Below are 18,393 nucleotides of genomic sequence, written 5' to 3'. Positions count from 1 at the left end.
TTTATTGCTGGAGTATGGCAAATTGGTAACAAAATTTTTGGACAAATTCAAAGTAAGTGTAAGAATATTCTTTCTTTCAATAATAGCGGTCTTTGGCACCGTTATTTTGTCGATCACCTATTTGGTGGGTGAAAGTCAAACCCATACAGCTGTCGAAGATGAGCTTAGTTATGCTCACTTAGAAGAATTGGTTTTGATGGTCAAAATTGATACCTTGCAAATGAGGCGTAGTGAGAAGGATTTTCTAATTAGAAAAGACCCTAAATACGTTTCAAAGTATCAAGCTGCGGCTGAAAATGCAGAAAAACACCTCTCCCAAATTTCCAAGCTAAGTGTTGCAGCTTCTTATGACGAAATTATTAGCACACTTATGTCAGGCGTGGGCGCACACAAGCAACAGTTTTCAAAAACAGTAAATTTGATTGAGACTCTCGGTTTGGATGAGAAGTCTGGTCTGCAAGGTGAATTGCGGGAAGCTGTTCACGGTGTTGAGGAAAAGCTTAAGGCAACAAACCTTGATCCACTTATGGTGAAGATGCTGATGATGCGCCGCCATGAAAAAGATTTCATTTTGCGTGGGTTGGAGAAGTATATTACTCGCCAGACCGAACGCCATGATGAGTTTAAATCTATTCTCGCTACAACGAATCTTTCTACAGCGAATAAAAGTGAAATCTCCACTTTGATGAACGCATATCACAAGCAATTTGGAGAATATGCTGAGATTGCAAAGACGTTGAAGCCTGAAACGAAGAAACTCAGTAAAGTTTTCGCTGACATGGCCCCGTCTTTTGATTCACTGGAACAAGCGAGCCTGGCTGGAGTTGCGAAAGCGAAATTGACACTAAAACAATCCGCATCGCAAACTAAGACAACGATACTCTCTACCGCCGCAATGATTTTGGTCCTCACCATCGGATTGGCATACTTGATTGGTAGAAGCATTGTCGGTCCAATTAAAAAGATTACCGATGCAATGCGTCAGCTTGCTGGCGGAGACACCTCTATTGCAGTGCCACAGGTTGATTCGAAAAATGAAATTGGCGAAATGTCGCGTGCTTTGTTGTTCTTCAAAGAGAATATAATTGAGAATGAGAAACGCGCTGCAGAACGTGCTACTGATCAAGCTCAACAGCTTGACCGTGCGCGGAAGATCGAGGTTATCAATAATAACTTCGATACAGGCATCAGATCCGTTCTTGATACCGTTTCAAATTCGACGTCTATCTTGAAAGAGACGGCTCAACGCATGTCTTCGATATCGGATGAAACCAACAGCCAAGCGCAGATCGTTGCCTCTACATCTGAAAGTGCAACGGTGAACATCGGCTTGGTCGCCGAGGCGACAAAGGGTCTCTCTCTATCAATTTCAGAGATCGGCGAACAGGTCACTCATTCGACAACAATTTCAAATGATGCTGCTGCGAAAGCAAACGCAACGCAAAAGACAGTGCAAGGGCTTGTGAATGCAGCAGGCCGCATTGGTGAAGCCGTAACCTTGATCAATGACATTGCTGAACAAACAAACCTTTTGGCTCTTAATGCGACAATTGAAGCGGCGCGTGCAGGCGAGGCGGGCAGAGGCTTTGCTGTCGTTGCAAGTGAGGTGAAAAGTCTCTCTGGGCAAACCGCTGTGGCTGTTGAAGAGATTAGTAAACAGATCAGTGCAGTTCAAAATGAAACTCAAAATGCTGTTTCTGCAATTGATGATATTGTCGGCATTATTGACGGCATGGAGCATGTGGCAACAAACATTTCTGCCGCCGTCCTAGAACAAGATGTGACGACGTCTGAAATTGCAAACAACATCAATGATGTTTCACAAGGCACAGCTGAGGTCTCAACCACGATCACGCGTGTAAGCCAGATCGCTGGAGATGCTGGCAATGAAGCAAGATCTGTTCTGGATGCTTCGGACCAGCTCACTCAAAAATCTCAAGAGTTACGCAGCATGGTTGAAAGCTTCCTGAGCGAGGTGAAAGCAGCTTAAGGTTGGTATGATCTCTAAACCGAGGTTCTTTAAAATGGTTCGTCGTTTGGGTTGCTGCATTTCTTTCTAAGAGGGTGGCGTTTTGCAAGATGAGGCTATTCGTTGTATTTAGATTTAAGTGAATATGAGATGGTCTAAGGGGTTGAGTAGTGAAATTAAGTTATGTCGCAATAGCATTGGTTTTTACTCTTCCCACATCTGCACAAGCCCAATCGACGCACGAAGCCTCGCTTTGTACGGCTGCAAAAACCAACCAAGTTGTTGAGATAGTCTACGACAAAGATGCCAGCAAAGGATGCCTTCCGCGTCTTGTCGATGTGCATCAAGTCGCCATCGGTCATAACGGCAAATTATATATGCATGGTTGGCAAAGTCGTGGCTGCACAAAGGGTCGCGACTACGCTTCCAAACGGATTTTCAGGTTTGATAAAATCAAGTCAGTTAAGGTTATTGACGGCGCATTTAATGAAAAATCGCAATCAATTAAAGCTGAAGGGTGGAAAGGGTGCATCGGCACCAATTGTTTTATCAAAGAGAATATTTGCCAGTAGTACTGACTGGCCCGTGCCACCTTTAAACGACTAGGTGAGCGTAAAGTTGGCGGCCATCAAGCCTCTTGCGTATTCCAACCGCTCATAAAAAAACCACGAAACATCAAAATCTAAGATGTTCCGTGGTCCTAAAGTTCGCAAGCAACAGGTTTTACCCCTCAGATTGCTTCAATCTTTGGCGCAAAGTGCGCAGGCGCAAAGCGTTCAACTTAATAAATCCAGCCGCGTCATTGTGGTCATAGTCCACGGCGCCATCTTCAAAGGTCACGAGGTCTTCTGAGTAGAGCGTGTATGGTGATGAACGGGCGAGTAGGATGACGTTGCCTTTATAAAGTTTCAGCGTCACGGTGCCTGTTACCATTTCTTGGCTTTTGTCGATCAATGATTGCAGCATTTCGCGCTCAGGCGAGAACCAGAAGCCGTTATAGATAAGCTCTGCATAACGCGGCATGATCTCGTCTTTAAGGTGGGCAGCACCACGGTCAAGCGTGATCGATTCAATGCCACGGTGTGCGGTGAGCAAGATCGTGCCACCCGGTGTTTCATACATGCCGCGAGACTTCATGCCGACGAAGCGGTTTTCAACAAGGTCGAGGCGACCAATGCCATTCTCATAGCCATATTTGTTGAGCGCTGTCAGCATTTCTGCTGGCGTCATATTCTCACCGTTGATGGAAACAGCGTCGCCTTTTTCAAAACCAACTTCGATGATCGTCGGCTTGTCTGGCGCTTCTTCTGGCGAGATTGTGCGGGAGAAAACGTATGGTGGGCATTCAATCGCTGGGTCTTCTAGCACTTTACCTTCTGATGAGGTGTGTAGGAGGTTCGCATCCACGGAGAAGGGTGCTTCGCCGCGTTTGTCTTTGGCGATTGGAATTTGGTTTTTCTCGGCAAATTCAATGAGCTTCGTGCGGCTTGTTAAATCCCATTCACGCCAAGGGGCGATCACTTTGATGTCTGGGTTGAGAGCATAATAGCCAAGTTCGAAACGTACTTGGTCGTTACCTTTGCCCGTTGCGCCGTGGCAAACAGCGTCAGCACCGGTTTCAGCAGCGATCTCGATTTGACGTTTAGAGATAAGTGGGCGGGCAATCGATGTGCCGAGTAAGTAGACACCTTCATAAAGCGCATTAGCGCGGAACATAGGGAAAACGAAATCGCGGACAAACTCTTCGCGAAGGTCTTCAACGTAAATTTCTTTAATGCCCATCATTTCGGCTTTTTTGCGGGCTGGTTCCAGCTCTTCGCCTTGGCCAAGATCAGCGGTGAAGGTTACCACTTCACATTCATATTCTTGCTGCAACCATTTTAGAATAATGGAGGTATCTAGGCCGCCAGAATAGGCTAGGACGACTTTGTTGATTTTGGATTTATCAAATTCAGACATGGGAGAGGTCTCTTACGTTCACGATGGTCAGGATTTGGGCCGCACTTTATCCATCACAGATGAATAGGCAAGATAAAAGCGGATATTATAAAACAGCTATGCCGTTTCATTGTTGCGTTTGTTGGGTGTTGGGTACAACACTATGAGCCAAACACAAACCCAGTAGCTTAATGATGGCTGCTTATTTTCTCTCAAGGTTATCGATGGACTTCTTGCCGACCCTTCCTGTTTTTCTTGCTTTCCTCGCGGCCGTTTTCGTTTTGTCGATCACGCCAGGACCAGACATGATTTTCTTCCTCGGCAAAGCAATCAGTCAATCGCGTGCTGCTGGTTTCGCCGCCATGTTTGGTGCGACGGCTGGCATCTTCGTTCATACCATTATGGTGGCGGTTGGATTGTCTGCCCTATTGGCCGCATCACAAACCGCTTTTACCGTGTTGAAGGTGATAGGCGCTTTATATCTCGCGTGGCTCGCCTTTGAAGCTTTGCGCGGTGGTTCTGCGTTTTCGCTTGATGGCCAAAAGGGGAAAACACGATCGCTCAAGGCCGTCTTCATGAAGGCGGTTGGGATTAACTTGCTCAATCCAAAAATCATCGTCTTCTTCGTAACGTTCCTGCCGCAATTTGTGTCATCGAATGATGCGAACGCGCTTGGTAAGCTCTTGTTCCTCGGCACGACGTTTGCGGTGTTTGCGATGTTCATTGTGGCGCCGATGATTTTCTACGCCGATAAAATAGCGACACTCCTGAAGCGCTCCCCGAAGGTCGCTCGCTCCATAGACTATATTTTCGCCGGTGTTTTAGGTGGTTTCGCAATAAAGCTGTTGCTCACCCAAGCGCGTTAGAGCGTTACTTTGCTGCGCCAATTTCCGGCAGAGCGACCTGCAATTAGCCAATAGATGAAACCGGCAACAAAGCCAGCAGCTAAGGTGATGATGATATCTTGCTGAGGGGGTTGGGATGCCAGATTACTCGCAACCAGCAAGAGATAAAGCGCAATCGCGCCGCCGCCGAGCACGTGCACGGTGAGGGATCGCCATGAAAGGCCTTCGGTAATCAGACCGTAGACGGCAGCAGGTGTGGCGGCTGCGGATAAGATGCTGACATAGGCGTAAATGCCAATCGTGCTGTACGCAAACAAATTGATGATGTCTTGTTCGGGCGTTTGGCTTGTAAAATCGACATAGTTGATTTGCCAGCCCCAAATGGCGGCTGCGATGGTTGCCAGACCTGCACAAACGGCAAAGATATAAGCCAGCACCAATACGAATAATCGGGTGAGGACGCGGAAGAATAAAACCATGTTTTGCTAGCTCTTGTTTTTGTCCATCACGGTGCGATCCGTGCGAAATCGCGGCAACCCGTAAATGTGTTCTGGGGGGGCTTCGGTCGGCCCGCCTGATTTTACAGGACGTTCTGCAAATTTGCCCAAGGTCGCGATCCGGTCATACATAACGATGGCGCCAGCCGTTGCCACATTAATGCAAAAGCTGGTCGGAATTTTGATGACGAAATCACAAAGCGCTGTCATCTCCGGAGAGAGTGACGCACGTTCTGGGCCTAGAACATAAGCAGCCCGCGGTGGGTGGCGAAAGCTTGGTAGTTCAATCGCATCATCTGTCAGCTCTATGCCGATGAGCTTGCAGTCTTTCGGCAGTTGCATCGCCTCGACATTTTCAAACGGATAATAGGGAATGTTCTCGCTGGTGCGTGATGTGTCGCCACCAAATCGCATGACTTTGGTTTCCGCGTTGACGGTAAAAAAGAAGCTTGCCCCGAAAGCGTGAGCTGTCCGTATCAAATTGCCGAAATTTCCTGTTTTGGAAAGGCCTTCAACCCCAACTGCAAAATAACCGCGCATATATCCATTCCCCTTGTTCAATGTGTTGATACTGGGCGCGTTGGGAATTGTCCAATTTGATCGACGGTTCTTTTGATGAGGTGTTCAGCTAATTTAGCCTGAATGTGATTTTGGGGGGACGAGGAGCGGCAGGCAGGGCGATCACTTTCGTCATGCAAGCTCCAGAAGTCGCTCTATTTTGATGGCGGTCAAATGTCTGTTTGCGGCGCTAAATTTTCGTAGAAGAGATTGTTGTTTCTTGCATAAACCCTCCAAAAACACTCATGCAAAATCGCTCCATAGAAAATTAGCTGTAAAATAGTTCATAATAATCACCAAAGAAAGTAAAAATAATCAAATAAAATTAGATTTCTATGATTTTAAAAGAAAAAAGATGAATTTAATTATTATGGAAAGACACTGTTAACCAACGCATGTGATCAATATGGCTTAATTATGTATATTGGATAAGACCATGTTTTCAATTCGAAATATAATGCTTGCTAGTAATGTTATGATTGCACTTATAATCTTTGGATTACTAAGTGTTGCAATGAATAGTAGTTGGAGTAAGTTTCAAAATTTGGAAACTGCGTCTGAATCTGTCCAAATTGGCACGGCTTTGTCCAAAGCCACGATCGAGTTGTCTTTGGAGCGTTCTTTGACCCAAGTGGCACTCAATCTTGATGGCCCGCTTTCTCCCGAGATTGGAAAAATGCTGGTCACACAACGAGAATTATCTGCCCGCTTATTTGATCAAGCCAAAACACTTTTGAGATCAGCCACGCACATTCCTAAACGCCAAGAATATCTTGATCAATTGGTCGCGTTGAAAGGGAAAGTCGCAACATTGCGTGAAGAAACAGCACCGTTATTCAATGTCTCTCTTGCTGAAAGAGCTCCAAGTCGGGTCAAGCAAATTCCGACTGAAATTAAGAAAACTGTTTCTGAGTTTAATGGCCTTTCCGATCAGATCCGTCGACACATGGCAGGGATTGATTCAGACATCATTGCAACAGACCTTGTGATCCAACGTGCTTGGGCTATCCGAGAGTATGGCGGACGCGAGCGCACGTTGTTTGCGATAGCAACCGCCCGCAAAGATCCGCTCCTACGCGAAGATATTGCCTACATGTATAAAAATCACGGCATGGCACTCCAAGCTTGGGAGGCGCTTTGGGCTACACGCGATAGCGATCAATTGGGTGATGATGTGAAGGCTGGCATTCAAACCTTGAAGCAAAAATACTTCACCGAGTATAATGAACTTCGTTTGCAGCTGTTCGCCAACAGCCAAGAGGCAACATATAAAACCGACTTCAACACGCTGTTCACTCAATCTGAAGAAGCTCTTCAAACCGCAATTTCACTATTAAATACGGCAGCCAGCGTGAATGAGAAAAACGTTGCTGATCGTCTATCATCAGCAAGACAGCTCCTAATCATCGAACTGATGATCACTATTGGTGTTGCCCTCATCATCAGCTTTAGTATTTGGTACACAACGCGCCAAGTTAGTAGTTCACTTGTTCAAATGATCGAGATCATGTCGAAGATTGTCGATGGTGATGTGAAAATCAAAGTTGCCAATGTGGAGCGCAAAGATGAGATTGGCGATATGGCCAAAGCGCTACAAGTGTTCCAAACAAACATGGCAGAAACAAAACGGCTGCGAGAAGAGCAGGTTGGCGAGCACATGGTCAAAGAAAAGCGTCAAGCAACCGTCGACCAAGAAATTGATGCTTTTGAAAAATCAGCCACAACTACAATTGAAAACGTCAGTGTGGCCGTTGAACAAATGAATTCCTTAGCAGGCTCATTGGCCCGCACATCAACGGAAACCCTGACAAAAACGAGCAACGTTTCTGCCGCGTCAGTTAAATCTTCTCAAAACGTACAAACGGTTGCGAGTGCTGCGGAAGAACTTTCCATATCTATTCAAGAGATTGCACGGCGTGTGGACGAATCTGCTGAAATGTCTAAAGGCGCGGTCAAAACCGCGGACACGACAACATCACGCGTTCAATCTCTTACAGAAGCGGCATCAAGAATTGGCGATGTTGTGAAACTTATCTCTGATATTGCAGAGCAAACCAACCTGCTCGCGCTCAATGCAACAATTGAAGCAGCGCGCGCTGGTGAAGCAGGTCGTGGCTTTGCGGTGGTGGCATCTGAGGTTAAAAACCTTGCTGAGCAGACAGCAAGCGCAACCGATGAAATTGGCGGTCAGATCAATGAGATGCAGTCAGCGACAAATGATACTGTATCGGCGATTGACGAGATTTCAAAGATCATTAAATCGATGGATTCAATTTCTGAATCGATCTCACACTCTGTTAAAGAGCAAGGCAGTGCAACCGATGAAATTGCGCTCAACGTGCAAGAAGTTTCTGCTGGTGCCCAAGATGTGAATGTAAACATCAACAGTGTCAGTCATGCAGCAGAAGAGACAGACGGTGCTTCTTCGCAAGTATTGGACGCTTCCTTTGCGCTGAGCCAACAAGCTGAAGAACTTCGCTTCGATATTCGCCGGTTCTTAACAGCCATCCGCGCGGCTTAAACGCTGACCATGAGGCAAATTAAAAATCGTCCAACGCTTCTTTCGCTTGGTCACGGTGGTCATCTGTAATGTATTGGCGCAGGCGCAACATGGTCGCCGCCAATACTGTCATGTCGTCTGAGAAACCAAGGCCGATGATGAAATCGGGCACGATATCAATTGGCAGCACAAAATAAGCCAGCGCTGCTAGAAGAGTTGCCCGCGCATGAAAGGGTGTTTCTTTATCAAGCGCACAATAATAAGCCGCGACAAGTTCCTGAGAAAACGGAATATACTTGAGTGCCTTTTTGAAAGTGGTCCAAAAATCCTTGCGAACTTTCGCCTCATCATTTGCAGCTTTAGCACTATCCACTGGCGTGCTCTCATCTGCAGGCACAATTTCACCGTCCAATGGTTTTGTCATAAAACACGCCCTTTCTTCAAATATCCTTCCCTTAATATAGGGAATAAACGATGATATTGCGACTTTAACAGTCGTCTTTGATGAAATCAGAAATAACCAAACAATCATTATGGCTTTCATATCATGCCATGTTATTTGATCATCATGCTGTTTGACACTCTTCACCAAAACACCCTGCGAGACATTTTGACATGGCGTCGGGATGTTCGTCATTTTAAAACAGATCCCGTCGCAGAAGGTCTGTTGGAGCGGCTGCGCGAAGCGATGGAACTTGCGCCGTCCGTTGGCAATGCGAGGCCTTGGCGCATCGTGCGGGTGAAATCCTCAGCGCTACGTCAAAGCATTCGAGACAATTTCGAACAAGCTAATGAAAAAGCCAGCCTTCTCTACGAGGATGAGCAAAAAGCTGATTATAGCAAGCTGAAGTTGGCAGGCCTTGATAAGGCGCCAGAACAGTTTGCAGTCTTCACAGAAATAGACCCAAGTGAGGGCCACGGCCTTGGGCGCCAAACAGTGCCTGAAACTTTACGGCAATCCACTGCGATGGCCGTTCACACATTATGGCTTGCAGCACGCGCTGAAAACCTAGGGCTTGGTATGGTCTCTATTCTTGACCCTGCAGGCATCAAAGATATTCTGGGAGTTCCAGAAAATTGGGAGTTTTCAGCTTACTTGTGTCTTGGATGGCCAGAAAACAACAAAGATACTCCCTTGCTCCACCGCGAAAAATGGCAGCAAAATACAGCAACAAATTGGATCGAAAAATAGCTTAGCGTTCGATCGAAGACATGTCAGCCGCAATCATATCCATGATGATGGCGAGATTGACATCAAGCTGGGTTATGCCGCCTGCATCATGGGTCGAAAGCGTTACTTTGACGCTGTTATAAACATTCGCCCATTCAGGGTGGTGTTCCATTTTTTCAGCCACCATCGCAACACGGGTCATCCAACCGAAAGCTTCATTGAAGTCTTTGAATTTGTAAGCGCGCGTAATAGCCTCACGACCGTCGACTTCTTGCCAATCAGTCAAAGGCGCAAGCGCTGCTGCGCGTTCTTCGTCTGTCAATCTTACAGCCATGTTTATTACCCTTTATAAAGTTCTCATCATTCATGTAAGCACGATTAGCGGCGATTGCATGGTTACTTTGTTAGAAGTGCCTTGATCGGCGGTTTTACTTGCCCTTCCAAATAGGGTCCCGCTTTTCTGCAAAAGCTTTTGCCCCTTCTAGATTGTCTTCAGACCCATAAAGCACATCCACGGTTGCGAGCTGGCGCTTCGTAATGCGGTTCATGCTATCTTGGAATTTGCTGTCTTCGCTATCGCGAACAATCTCTTTAATCGCCGCATAAACAAGCGGTGGACCAGAGGCTAAAAGCCGCGCCATTTCCCAAGTTTTCTCCATCAAATTACCTGATGGATGAATTTGATTGATCATGCCCCAGCGATGGGCCTCTTCCGCTTCGATCCAACGACCGGTCAAAAGCATTTCCATGGCGATGTGATAAGGGATGCGCTTTGGTAGCTTGACCGATGCAGCGTCTGCCACTGTGCCTGACTGTATTTCTGGTAGGGCAAAACTTGCATGATCGGCGGCCAAAATAATATCGGCAGAAAGCGCTAGTTCCAAACCTCCACCGCAGCAAATACCATTAACCGCTGCGATCACTGGCTTGTTCAAATCGCGCAGCTCTTGCAAGCCACCGAACCCGCCGACGCCGTAATCGCCATCCACTTCGTCGCCATCTGCTGCCGCTTTTAAATCCCATCCAGGACAAAAGAACTTCTCGCCAGCACCCGTAACAATCGCAACGCGCAATTCAGGATCATCGCGAAATTCAGCAAACGCTTCTCCCATAATGCGGCTTGTTGCCAGATCAATTGCATTGGCCTTTGGCCGATCAAGCGTTAGCTCAAAGACACCATCTTCTTTGCGAATTTTAACGGGACTATCACTCATGGGGTTTCCTTTAAACACCAAACAAACCGACATGTATTCTTAGCACTGCAATTTGCCTAAGTCTTGATTTTTTGAAGCCGCGCAAAGCGTTCATCTTCATCAAGCTTTGCCTCATCCAGATGTAGCTCGGAGAGTTTCTCCACCATAGCTGCATAGGCGACATCAAATTGTCGGCGCCCTTTTTTCCATTCCAAAAAGCCCATTCCGGGTAAGGGTGTTAGATCAATCACAACATCACCTGTTGTATCAGTCTGCTCCATTAAGCGGCGTGCGCTGACAATCATGGATCGCGTTAAAATCGATGCAATACGCGGAAAACGGGGTCGCTTCTTACGGCTTAGTCGCAATGTTTGCATCAGCAATGGCCCACGCCCTGGAAGGTCTTCATAGGCTGTTTTGACACGCCAATCTTTGGACTGCTTGAAATTGAACACGACATTTGGACCCACTTTCAAATGGCGCATTACGTCAATTGGCACGTTGTCCAGCAGCCCCCCATCAATCAGCACTTCTCCATCATCGGTTACCAAAGGCGGAAACAGGCCTGGGAGCGATGACGATGCTCGAACAGCCTTCCATAAAGGACCAGAACTCATAACGCTGACATCATTGGTGGTGAGGCTGGTTGCGACCGAGAAGAAGTTTAGCGGCGCATCTTCAATATCAATCTCTCCAAGGTGCTGTTTGAGTTGTTCATCAAGAGCTACTGAATCGATAAAACTAAAAATTGGAACCGTCATCCGGTTCATGATCTTACTCTTTAAAAAAATCTGCTCACATTTTTCAACCGCAACGCTTGCTTCCATACCAAGGGCAAGAACGGAGGCCATAGCAGACCCAATGCTGGTGCCGCCCACCATATCGAACACAAAACCCTTTTCTTGCATCGCCTTAATCGCGCCAAGATGCGCCGTACCAAAGGCTCCTCCGCCACTCATCACAAGGCCAATCGCCTTGCCGCGCACAAACCGAGACAAACGTTCAAAGTCTTCAAGGCGATCAAGAGCCACATGATGATGCAAAGCAACTGGACGTTCGGCCAACAACATCTTCGTGTTTTTTATCGGCTCAGCATGTTGATCACGAAGGACAACAAGTTGAGTGTTGGCTTGCAAAGCATCTGTAAAAATTGTGCGCTCTAAACCTGTGACAACGGGCACATCATCGATTGATGCAGCCATTTTTCCGACAAGAAAGACGTTGTCGCCATTGGCAATTGCAGCTTTGTACCAAGGCAAATTCTCAGTTGGATTTTCAACAACAATGACTGCATTTTCGCTGTCTTCCTGCACCCTTTGCAGCCATAGGTCCAACTCAGCTTCATCATCACGAACTGCCTCAGCCGCATCAACAAGGGTTACAACTTGCCAACCGGCCTTATCACCAATCGTCGCCTGCAGTTGCTCAACGAAAGTGCTTGGCAGTGCTTGGTTGCCAATTGGCATGAAGACAACGGATTTTGGTATTTGTGGCCGTAGAGTCGGCGCTTTCTTTGTGGCCTTCACAAGCCTTGCTGAAATCGCGGCCAAAAGATCACTAGCAATTTGCGGTGTCTGCTGAATAACCTTGTCATAAGCCGCGCGATCAAACACCAAAACTTGGCTGTTGCGTCCTGCAACAACAGTCGCCGTGCGCGGTTCTCCGGTAAAAAATGCAAGCTCACCAATCGGCTCGCTCTCATTAATTTCCGCGATCAATCGATCATCAGCCATCACCAAAAAACGGCCACGCATCACAACATAAAGGCTGTCAGACTTGTCTCCTTGTTCAATCAAAACAGCACCACGAGATAAGCTTTCAATCCGTGATAATTTAGAAACCGTCTTTAAGGCGGCATCGTTCAGTTCTGCAAAAAGCGACACTGAGCGCAAAAGTGCAACCAAAGCATCATCCGAATGCGCCTCAAGTTTCGTCTTCGCCAATTGCAATACCTCCCGCCTAAATTGCCACATTCAACCACCCAAACCCAATGCAATCAACAATTTAAATGGCCAAAAATGACTGCCGTGACGGAAGCTATGAAGAATAAATCAGCAAATCAATGATCTGCGATTGCGAAGCTGCCATTGATCCTGTAAATCACACGCATGGCTTAAAGCACCCGTAGCTCAGCTGGATAGAGCGCTGCCCTCCGAAGGCAGAGGCCACAGGTTCGAATCCTGTCGGGTGCACCATGAACTTCCAGTGTATAACAATACGTTAGGGGAAATTGGCCTCCAAGATAAATGAATGAAATCCGCTGCTGTCACACTCACGTCACAGTAAAGGTTTCGCCATGGCTACAATTCGTAAAAGAGGAAACAAGTTTCAGGTTCAAATCAGGAGACACGGTTATCCCGACATCACAAAGACGTTCACACAATACAAAGATACAAGAGAATGGGCAAGATACATTGAAATTGCACAGGATAGAAGGGAACTATCTAACGATCACCGTGATTTAGAAGTTATCATTCTCAATTCATTTCTGGAACTCGACATTTGTTCGAAGACACTGGCCCAGCTAAACACTTCTGACTTTGCATCCTACCGAGACAAACGACTGAACGAAGTCAAACCCGCTATACTCAAAAGGCAACTAACACCAATAAAGAGCATGTTTAATATTGCTAGGGATGAATGGAATATTCCCCTCAAGGAGAACCCACTGGACAAGCTCAAGCTTAAAGCACCAGACAACAAGAGAGAGCAAAGGCTACAGGCTGGAGAATATTGACCTGAGACCCATAATCTCCTCCACTTTTTGCTAGAGTCTGTCCCAACGAATTGGAGACAGAATATGAAGAAGTCACGTTTTACAGAAGAACAGATCATTGGAATGATCAAGGAACAGGAAGCGGGAACACCAACGGTGGAGGTGTGCCGGAAGTACGGTGTCAGCAGTGCATTATTTTACAAATACAAATCGAAGTTTGGCGGCATGGATGTGTCGGATGCTCGCAAACTAAAAGCGCTTGAGGAAGAGAACACGAAGCTAAAGAAGCTGCTTGCCGAACAGATGCTGGATAATGCGGTTTTGAAGGACATCAACTCAAAAAAGTGGTGACGCCTGACGCGAAGCGTAAAGCTGTGGCACGCGCCTGCAAAGGGCATGGCGTTATTAGTCAACGTCGGGTGTGTACCATTCTCAAAATTGATCGGTCGAGTATGCGCTACCAATCCATGCGTCCGGATGATGCTGACCTGCGAGAAGCTATGAAGAAGGTGGCGGCAGAACGCCGCCGCTTTGGTTATAGGCGCATTCACGTCATGCTTGAGCGTCAAGGTATTGTTATGAACCAGAAGAAACTCCGACGTTTGTATCGCGAGGAGAAGCTTCAAGTTCGCAAACGTGGCGGCAGGAAACGGGCACTGGGGACACGTAGACCAATGCTGTTACCATCCAGAGCTAATGAACGATGGTCTCTCGACTTTGTGTCTGACAGCTTCACAGACGGTCGTAGGTTTCGAGTGTTGCAATCGTCAATGACTTCAGTTGTGAATGCTTGGCGCTCGTCTCCGACACATCACTTTTTGGTTCGCGTGTAACGCGTGAACTCACACACCTTATTCAACAGCGCGGAAAACCACGAACAATCGTCAGCGATAACGGCGCCGAGCTCACCAGTATGGCTGTTCTTAAATGGTGCCAAGAAACCAATGTCGAATGGCATTACATTCAGCCAAGAAAACCGATGCACAATGCCTTCATTGAAAACTTCAATGGTAGCTTCAGAGATGAATGCTTGAACGAAACATTGTTTTCCTCACTCCGTGAAGCTCGAACTCAAATCAATGACTGGAAGGAGGATTATAACCAGAACAGACCACACTCATCCCTAGGAAATCTCACGCCTATTGAATATGCGAGGAAAATGACCTTGCAAAAACAGGCCGCATAAGGTCAAAATAAACCGATGGACTCTACTCAAAAATAGATGGAAGTTGGGTCTCAGGTCAATGTCAACCTGCCGTAACTTAGTGACAATTTCTTCCAGTTTATGGTGCTTTCTAGCCATTCTATAGCCCTCCTAATACTAACTTCTCAGATGGATCAATTCATTGGGGGAGGATCAGGTCCATCGTGCGGTAATGTGCCCTCAAATAGACCAGGCACAAAATTGATCCGCTTGCCATCTACATCGCTTGGAGGTGGGATAAGGCCGAACACATCATACCCGTAAAAGTCCCGTTCTCCCATAATGCTCGCAAGCACAATGCCTGATCCGCCCAGCGCTATGCCCATTTCCAGAACATTGCCCTCAACACCGTTTGCGTTGGCCTTCTTCATGACTGAGATGAGGCTCTTCAGTTTTTCTGGAGACAGATAAGTCAGGCGATCACGACGAACTTTTCGCGCAATTGTCGGTAACAGAAAGTTTCTTAAGGCCCTCATGTTTCAACGACCACGAAATTTAGACAGATTGATCGACGTTGGCAGCAAATCTTCTACAGCATTAATAAGATTGGATCTCCACATCTCAATGGCATCGTAGGGAACCGAAACGCGCGTTTCGCGTGGTTGATTGATCATGGTATCAATACTATCGAGGTCTTCAATCCCGATTACAGGCAGGTTGACGCTATCGCCGATATCTGCGGCTCGATTGTCGACTTTAACAATCAAAGGGCGACAGCCGTGCATCATTGCCAATATGCCGCCATGCAGCCGTGCACCTATGTAATCGAGTGAAGGTTGCGATGTGAGGAGGTTCTCATAGGCTTCAAGTGAATGCGGCAGGACTTCAAAGCCTGATTGGTCGAGGGATAAAAAATATTCCATATCAACCTGCCCTTGGGGCCAATAATAGCACTTTTTGTAAGAGCTACGAACTTTCTCCAAAAGCTGAATATCAAAGGCGACGCGTTCATGCGGTGCCTTACGAGTGCCGGTCAAGCAGACAACGGCCGCTTCAGCCTTATGTTTTGGTAATTGTTCTGCATGATCTTTCGGCAAATCCCACATGGTGACGCAGGTGGTATGCGCTGCGGATAGGTTTCCCTTTGATAAGATGTCTGCAGTTTTCTTGTCTCGGCTACTGACGGGCACTGCTGACCACAGAGACTTTTTCAAAAAAGATGTCGCCGATGAAGACAGATCTTCCGCATTAGAGCCAACAGCCATAAGTGCAAGTCGTTTTGGATGATAATATCCAACTGGAATCGGAAATCGTTTTGGTAGACGCCAATGACCGCGTTTGGGCATTTCCTGATGAATCAGATTAGTGCCACAAGCGATGGAAAACAATGAATGGCGCAGGCGCTTTCGCCCTGCGGGACCAAAATGATCATGCGTTGGCAAGGACCATAAATGCGCCTGTGGGAACAAACGTCGCAGCTCGCCATAGGCGGCTTTCATGATAATTTGGTCGCCCAAATTTTGTGATCCGATTGCGGTATCAAACACGGTAAGTTCAAATGGGCTTTCGGAAGCGCGCGCAGCAGCCTCAAACCGGACGAGGGAATTTATCTGTTTCATTCCATTCCTCTGTCATTTGTTTGTTCAGCTTTGTGAGCAATAACGACATAGTTTTTAGGGCTGCCGCGATCTTCAATCTTTGCAATGAGATCGAGCCTTGAGAAAAATCCAGCACCCAAGCGGGCCAATATTTTCGCTATCAATAATAAAGGAATAGCTGCTAATCCAAAGATATTCTTTGATAGGCGTGGATGAAAAATGGGGATGTTTCTACCAGCTTTTCTGAGTTGGTAGGCAAAAGTTCCGAAATAGCCCTCAAGCCACATGATATTGTCGACCTTGAAACCAGCCTTGCCAAACATAATTGGATAGGCAAATTGCGTGTATCGATAAAAATCATAGGGTTGTTCATGTTCCTCAAACAACAAAGGGGCTGAGCAAATCATCTGACCACCAGGTTTTAGGGTGCGACAAAGCTCTGCCAGCACGGGCTGTGGATCAGGTACATGTTCAAGAACTTGGTTGAAAATGATGCGATCAAATCGTCCGTCGTCTACGGGAATATCGGCAAGGTCACACTCATAGGTGACATCTATATATCTTTTATCAACGGTCTTGAGGTCAGCAGTTTCATAAGTTGCGTGATTGAATAAATGGCGATACGGCGCGTCGCCCGCTCCAGCATCCAGCACGATCATGTCTGCTGTTGTGTCAGAAGCAAATGCCGCCATAAATTCATTCAAATAGTGGCGTGAGGAATTGATATATAAGCTCATACTGCAGGCTTTTCAGATAATGCGCTACTTAAGCGTTGCCAAAAATATTTTGGCCCAAAGCGTGTTGAGATTGAATGTATACCCTTTTCTGCTTTGTCTCTTAAAACGTTCGGATTGGCAATAGCTTCCTGCACGGTTGCAACCAGCGCCGCATGGTCGCCAAGAGGTGTGAGGGTGCCATAATCCCCATCATTAAGGGCAGCGCAATGACCAGCAATGTCACTTGCGATGACGGGAACACCCCGATCGAGAGCCTCCAAGATCATGTATGGCAATCCTTCCCATGATGAAGGCGAAATAAGGATATCATCACGGCTAATATGCTGCCATGGGTCACCGCGCCAACCGAGAAACTCTACGTCGTCACCTGCAGCCTCGCGCGCTTCACCCATTAAATCGCCATCACCAATCATCAAGAGCGGGGGTGGATTATTGAGGCAGGCATGAGCTTTGATAACAGCGAGAGGGTTTTTAACTGGCGTAAAGCGGGCACAAAAGACAATCCTCATTTTATCGCTGGCCGGAGCCTTTTTTCTGGATGTTATGAATGGGTTGCCGAGTTCAACTGCTTTGGCGCGGTGGCCTTCTAGAATAGTTTCAACATGCGCTTGTTGCTTCTTGTTCAGTGTGATTGCCAGATCAGCGTCTTTTTTGCGTGTGGCCTTATCTGAGTGACAGGGAGCAACGAACTTTGCTTGCGGGAAATGACGCCGCAGTGCTTGAAGAGCGAGGTCGCTGTGCACTACGAACAAAAGTGTACGCTTGCCTGCAAGTGTTTTTAGTTTTGAAATGATTGGCATTGCTACAAACGGTATGTATTTTAAAGGGCCTGTTAGTGTATCGGGCAGAGGCATAACAGTAACGCCAGCAGAGCTAAGCATTTCCGTGCCGGGACCGCGATAAAGGCACACAGATGGGATGCCCAATTCATCAAACATATGAGCGTAGGCGAGGGCTGCTGTTTCAATGCCGCCAAAGGATTTCGTTGCGACTACTTGAACAGCGAAAACCGAATGGGTGTTCATAAACTAAGGTATCCTGATTGTTTTGCCTGATTGTTTTGATTGAACATAATTTGCATTAATAACGGATTTTGGAAAGCGTTGCGTTTTAAGCGGGATGGAACGAAGGGATTACATAGGGCTATAGGGCCGAGAAGATTGAACAGAACCGTTGCAAGCTACCCACGGACCGTAAACCTTGCATCATACGTTCTCGCTTTCTTAATGGAATATGAGAATTTTCGGTGTGATTGCTCAACCCCTTATGAGAGAGATGCTTGATACTAGGTATGGTCTGACGCTTTGCTGCTCTACAGGATCTGAACTTATCCGTCAGGATACGCCTTGTTGGCAAGCTCCGTTTCTGCAGCAAACGTCGTAACAAGCGTTTCGCAGCCTTCGTATAATGGCGAGTTTGTAAGATTTCATCAAGAACATACCCGTCCTGATCAACGGCACGCAACAGCGAGTGATACCAAAACTTTTGATCAAAAGTTAATGTGATAACGCTAGTTGCGGATTAAGT

At 46.8% G+C, this 18,393-nt stretch carries 17 protein-coding genes, 1 tRNA gene and 2 pseudogenes; 8 read left to right on the top strand and 12 right to left on the bottom strand.

Annotated features, from left to right (window positions below):
- Positions 1-22 precede the first annotated feature (22 nt).
- Together ABJO30_03890 and ABJO30_03885 are read left to right on the top strand one after the other, a co-directional pair.
- Complete coding sequence (locus ABJO30_03890) at positions 23-1,990, top strand: methyl-accepting chemotaxis protein (GenBank protein ID MEP3231947.1); 1,968 nt, start codon at positions 23-25, stop codon at positions 1,988-1,990.
- A gap of 149 nt (positions 1,991-2,139) precedes the next feature.
- A complete protein-coding gene (locus ABJO30_03885) occupies positions 2,140-2,541 on the top strand; it encodes a WYL domain-containing protein (GenBank protein ID MEP3231946.1) in 402 nt (133 codons plus the stop codon).
- Positions 2,542-2,692: 151 nt separating this feature from the next.
- On the opposite strand, the gene ABJO30_03880 is transcribed toward ABJO30_03885, so the two are convergent.
- A complete protein-coding gene (locus tag ABJO30_03880; protein MEP3231945.1) occupies positions 2,693-3,928 on the bottom strand; it encodes an argininosuccinate synthase in 1,236 nt (411 codons plus the stop codon).
- A 203-nt stretch (positions 3,929-4,131) separates the two neighbouring features.
- Between ABJO30_03880 and ABJO30_03875 the strand changes: the two genes are divergently transcribed.
- Positions 4,132-4,773, top strand: a complete 642-nt coding sequence (locus ABJO30_03875) for a LysE family translocator (protein ID MEP3231944.1) — start codon at positions 4,132-4,134, stop codon at positions 4,771-4,773.
- Here the strand turns inward: ABJO30_03875 and ABJO30_03870 are convergent.
- Together ABJO30_03870 and ABJO30_03865 are read right to left on the bottom strand one after the other, a co-directional pair.
- Positions 4,770-5,231: a hypothetical protein gene (locus ABJO30_03870; GenBank protein MEP3231943.1), complete on the bottom strand. Its 462-nt coding sequence runs from the start codon at positions 5,229-5,231 to the stop codon at positions 4,770-4,772. The two genes, ABJO30_03875 and ABJO30_03870, sit on opposite strands and share 4 nt — an antisense overlap.
- Positions 5,232-5,237: 6 nt before the next feature.
- A complete protein-coding gene (locus tag ABJO30_03865) occupies positions 5,238-5,789 on the bottom strand; it encodes an RNA methyltransferase (protein MEP3231942.1) in 552 nt (183 codons plus the stop codon).
- 532 nt (positions 5,790-6,321) lie between these two features.
- On the opposite strand from ABJO30_03865, the gene ABJO30_03860 reads away from it, so the two are divergent.
- Positions 6,322-8,328 carry a methyl-accepting chemotaxis protein gene (locus tag ABJO30_03860; protein MEP3231941.1) on the top strand — a complete coding sequence of 669 codons (2,007 nt, stop codon included), beginning with the start codon at positions 6,322-6,324 and terminating at the stop codon, positions 8,326-8,328.
- 19 nt (positions 8,329-8,347) lie between these two features.
- Here ABJO30_03860 and ABJO30_03855 read toward each other — a convergent pair whose 3' ends face one another.
- A complete protein-coding gene (locus tag ABJO30_03855) occupies positions 8,348-8,731 on the bottom strand; it encodes a YkvA family protein (protein MEP3231940.1) in 384 nt (127 codons plus the stop codon).
- 123 nt (positions 8,732-8,854) lie between these two features.
- On the opposite strand from ABJO30_03855, the gene bluB reads away from it, so the two are divergent.
- On the top strand, positions 8,855-9,499 hold the full coding sequence (gene bluB, locus ABJO30_03850) for a 5,6-dimethylbenzimidazole synthase (GenBank protein ID MEP3231939.1): 645 nt from the start codon (positions 8,855-8,857) through the stop codon (positions 9,497-9,499).
- A 1-nt stretch (position 9,500) separates the two neighbouring features.
- Here the strand turns inward: bluB and ABJO30_03845 are convergent, their stop codons facing one another.
- The 3 genes from ABJO30_03845 to ABJO30_03835 form a co-directional block, all read right to left on the bottom strand.
- Positions 9,501-9,812, bottom strand: coding sequence for a 4a-hydroxytetrahydrobiopterin dehydratase (locus ABJO30_03845; GenBank protein MEP3231938.1), 312 nt, complete (start codon positions 9,810-9,812; stop codon positions 9,501-9,503).
- 94 nt (positions 9,813-9,906) lie between these two features.
- Entirely contained in the window at positions 9,907-10,692 is a 786-nt protein-coding gene (locus ABJO30_03840) for a carnitinyl-CoA dehydratase (GenBank protein ID MEP3231937.1), read from the bottom strand.
- A 56-nt stretch (positions 10,693-10,748) separates the two neighbouring features.
- Positions 10,749-12,614, bottom strand: coding sequence for a patatin-like phospholipase family protein (locus ABJO30_03835; GenBank protein MEP3231936.1), 1,866 nt, complete (start codon positions 12,612-12,614; stop codon positions 10,749-10,751).
- A 175-nt stretch (positions 12,615-12,789) separates the two neighbouring features.
- Here ABJO30_03835 and ABJO30_03830 point away from each other — a divergent pair.
- The 3 genes and pseudogenes from ABJO30_03830 to ABJO30_03820 all read left to right on the top strand — a co-directional run bounded on the left by ABJO30_03830 (position 12,790) and on the right by ABJO30_03820 (position 14,573).
- A tRNA-Arg gene (locus tag ABJO30_03830) sits at positions 12,790-12,866 on the top strand.
- Positions 12,867-12,967: 101 nt separating this feature from the next.
- A complete protein-coding gene (locus ABJO30_03825; GenBank protein ID MEP3231935.1) occupies positions 12,968-13,408 on the top strand; it encodes a hypothetical protein in 441 nt (146 codons plus the stop codon).
- Positions 13,409-13,471: 63 nt separating this feature from the next.
- Positions 13,472-14,573 (top strand): annotated as a pseudogene (locus tag ABJO30_03820) (IS3 family transposase).
- Between the two features lie 152 nt (positions 14,574-14,725).
- Here ABJO30_03820 and ABJO30_03815 read toward each other — a convergent pair.
- From ABJO30_03815 to ABJO30_03795, 5 genes and pseudogenes are all read right to left on the bottom strand, one after another.
- Positions 14,726-15,067: a TylF/MycF/NovP-related O-methyltransferase gene (locus ABJO30_03815; protein ID MEP3231934.1), complete on the bottom strand. Its 342-nt coding sequence runs from the start codon at positions 15,065-15,067 to the stop codon at positions 14,726-14,728.
- A 3-nt stretch (positions 15,068-15,070) separates the two neighbouring features.
- Entirely contained in the window at positions 15,071-16,150 is a 1,080-nt protein-coding gene (locus ABJO30_03810; GenBank protein MEP3231933.1) for a polysaccharide pyruvyl transferase family protein, read from the bottom strand.
- The gene (locus ABJO30_03805; GenBank protein ID MEP3231932.1) at positions 16,147-16,866 is read right to left on the bottom strand and encodes a class I SAM-dependent methyltransferase; all 720 of its coding nucleotides are present in this window, start codon (positions 16,864-16,866) and stop codon (positions 16,147-16,149) included. The genes ABJO30_03810 and ABJO30_03805 overlap by 4 nt, the downstream gene beginning before the upstream one ends.
- On the bottom strand, positions 16,863-17,891 hold the full coding sequence (locus ABJO30_03800; protein MEP3231931.1) for a glycosyltransferase: 1,029 nt from the start codon (positions 17,889-17,891) through the stop codon (positions 16,863-16,865). The genes ABJO30_03805 and ABJO30_03800 overlap by 4 nt, the downstream gene beginning before the upstream one ends.
- Positions 17,892-18,012: 121 nt before the next feature.
- Positions 18,013-18,333 (bottom strand): annotated as a pseudogene (locus ABJO30_03795) (DDE-type integrase/transposase/recombinase).
- Positions 18,334-18,393: the final 60 nt, after the last annotated feature.

Source organism: Hyphomicrobiales bacterium, assembly GCA_039973685.1.
Lineage (GTDB): Bacteria > Pseudomonadota > Alphaproteobacteria > Rhizobiales > JACESI01 > JACESI01.
The sequence above is the reverse complement of the archived record's forward strand: the minus strand, read 5'-3'. Positions and strand labels throughout refer to the sequence as shown.

Excerpts from the sequence above, each read along its gene's own strand:
- ABJO30_03805 (MEP3231932.1), bottom strand. The coding sequence starts at position 16,866 with ATGAGCTTATATATCAATTCCTCACGCCACTATTTGAATGAATTTATG.
- ABJO30_03800 (MEP3231931.1), bottom strand. The coding sequence starts at position 17,891 with ATGAACACCCATTCGGTTTTCGCTGTTCAAGTAGTCGCAACGAAATCC.
- ABJO30_03855 (MEP3231940.1), bottom strand. The coding sequence starts at position 8,731 with ATGACAAAACCATTGGACGGTGAAATTGTGCCTGCAGATGAGAGCACG.
- ABJO30_03815 (MEP3231934.1), bottom strand. The coding sequence starts at position 15,067 with ATGAGGGCCTTAAGAAACTTTCTGTTACCGACAATTGCGCGAAAAGTT.
- ABJO30_03880 (MEP3231945.1), bottom strand. The coding sequence starts at position 3,928 with ATGTCTGAATTTGATAAATCCAAAATCAACAAAGTCGTCCTAGCCTAT.
- ABJO30_03840 (MEP3231937.1), bottom strand. The coding sequence starts at position 10,692 with ATGAGTGATAGTCCCGTTAAAATTCGCAAAGAAGATGGTGTCTTTGAG.
- ABJO30_03845 (MEP3231938.1), bottom strand. The coding sequence starts at position 9,812 with ATGGCTGTAAGATTGACAGACGAAGAACGCGCAGCAGCGCTTGCGCCT.
- ABJO30_03860 (MEP3231941.1), top strand. The coding sequence starts at position 6,322 with ATGAATAGTAGTTGGAGTAAGTTTCAAAATTTGGAAACTGCGTCTGAA.
- ABJO30_03825 (MEP3231935.1), top strand. The coding sequence starts at position 12,968 with ATGGCTACAATTCGTAAAAGAGGAAACAAGTTTCAGGTTCAAATCAGG.
- bluB (MEP3231939.1), top strand. The coding sequence starts at position 8,855 with ATGCCATGTTATTTGATCATCATGCTGTTTGACACTCTTCACCAAAAC.
- ABJO30_03865 (MEP3231942.1), bottom strand. The coding sequence starts at position 5,789 with ATGCGCGGTTATTTTGCAGTTGGGGTTGAAGGCCTTTCCAAAACAGGA.
- ABJO30_03810 (MEP3231933.1), bottom strand. The coding sequence starts at position 16,150 with ATGAAACAGATAAATTCCCTCGTCCGGTTTGAGGCTGCTGCGCGCGCT.
- ABJO30_03875 (MEP3231944.1), top strand. The coding sequence starts at position 4,132 with ATGGACTTCTTGCCGACCCTTCCTGTTTTTCTTGCTTTCCTCGCGGCC.
- ABJO30_03870 (MEP3231943.1), bottom strand. The coding sequence starts at position 5,231 with ATGGTTTTATTCTTCCGCGTCCTCACCCGATTATTCGTATTGGTGCTG.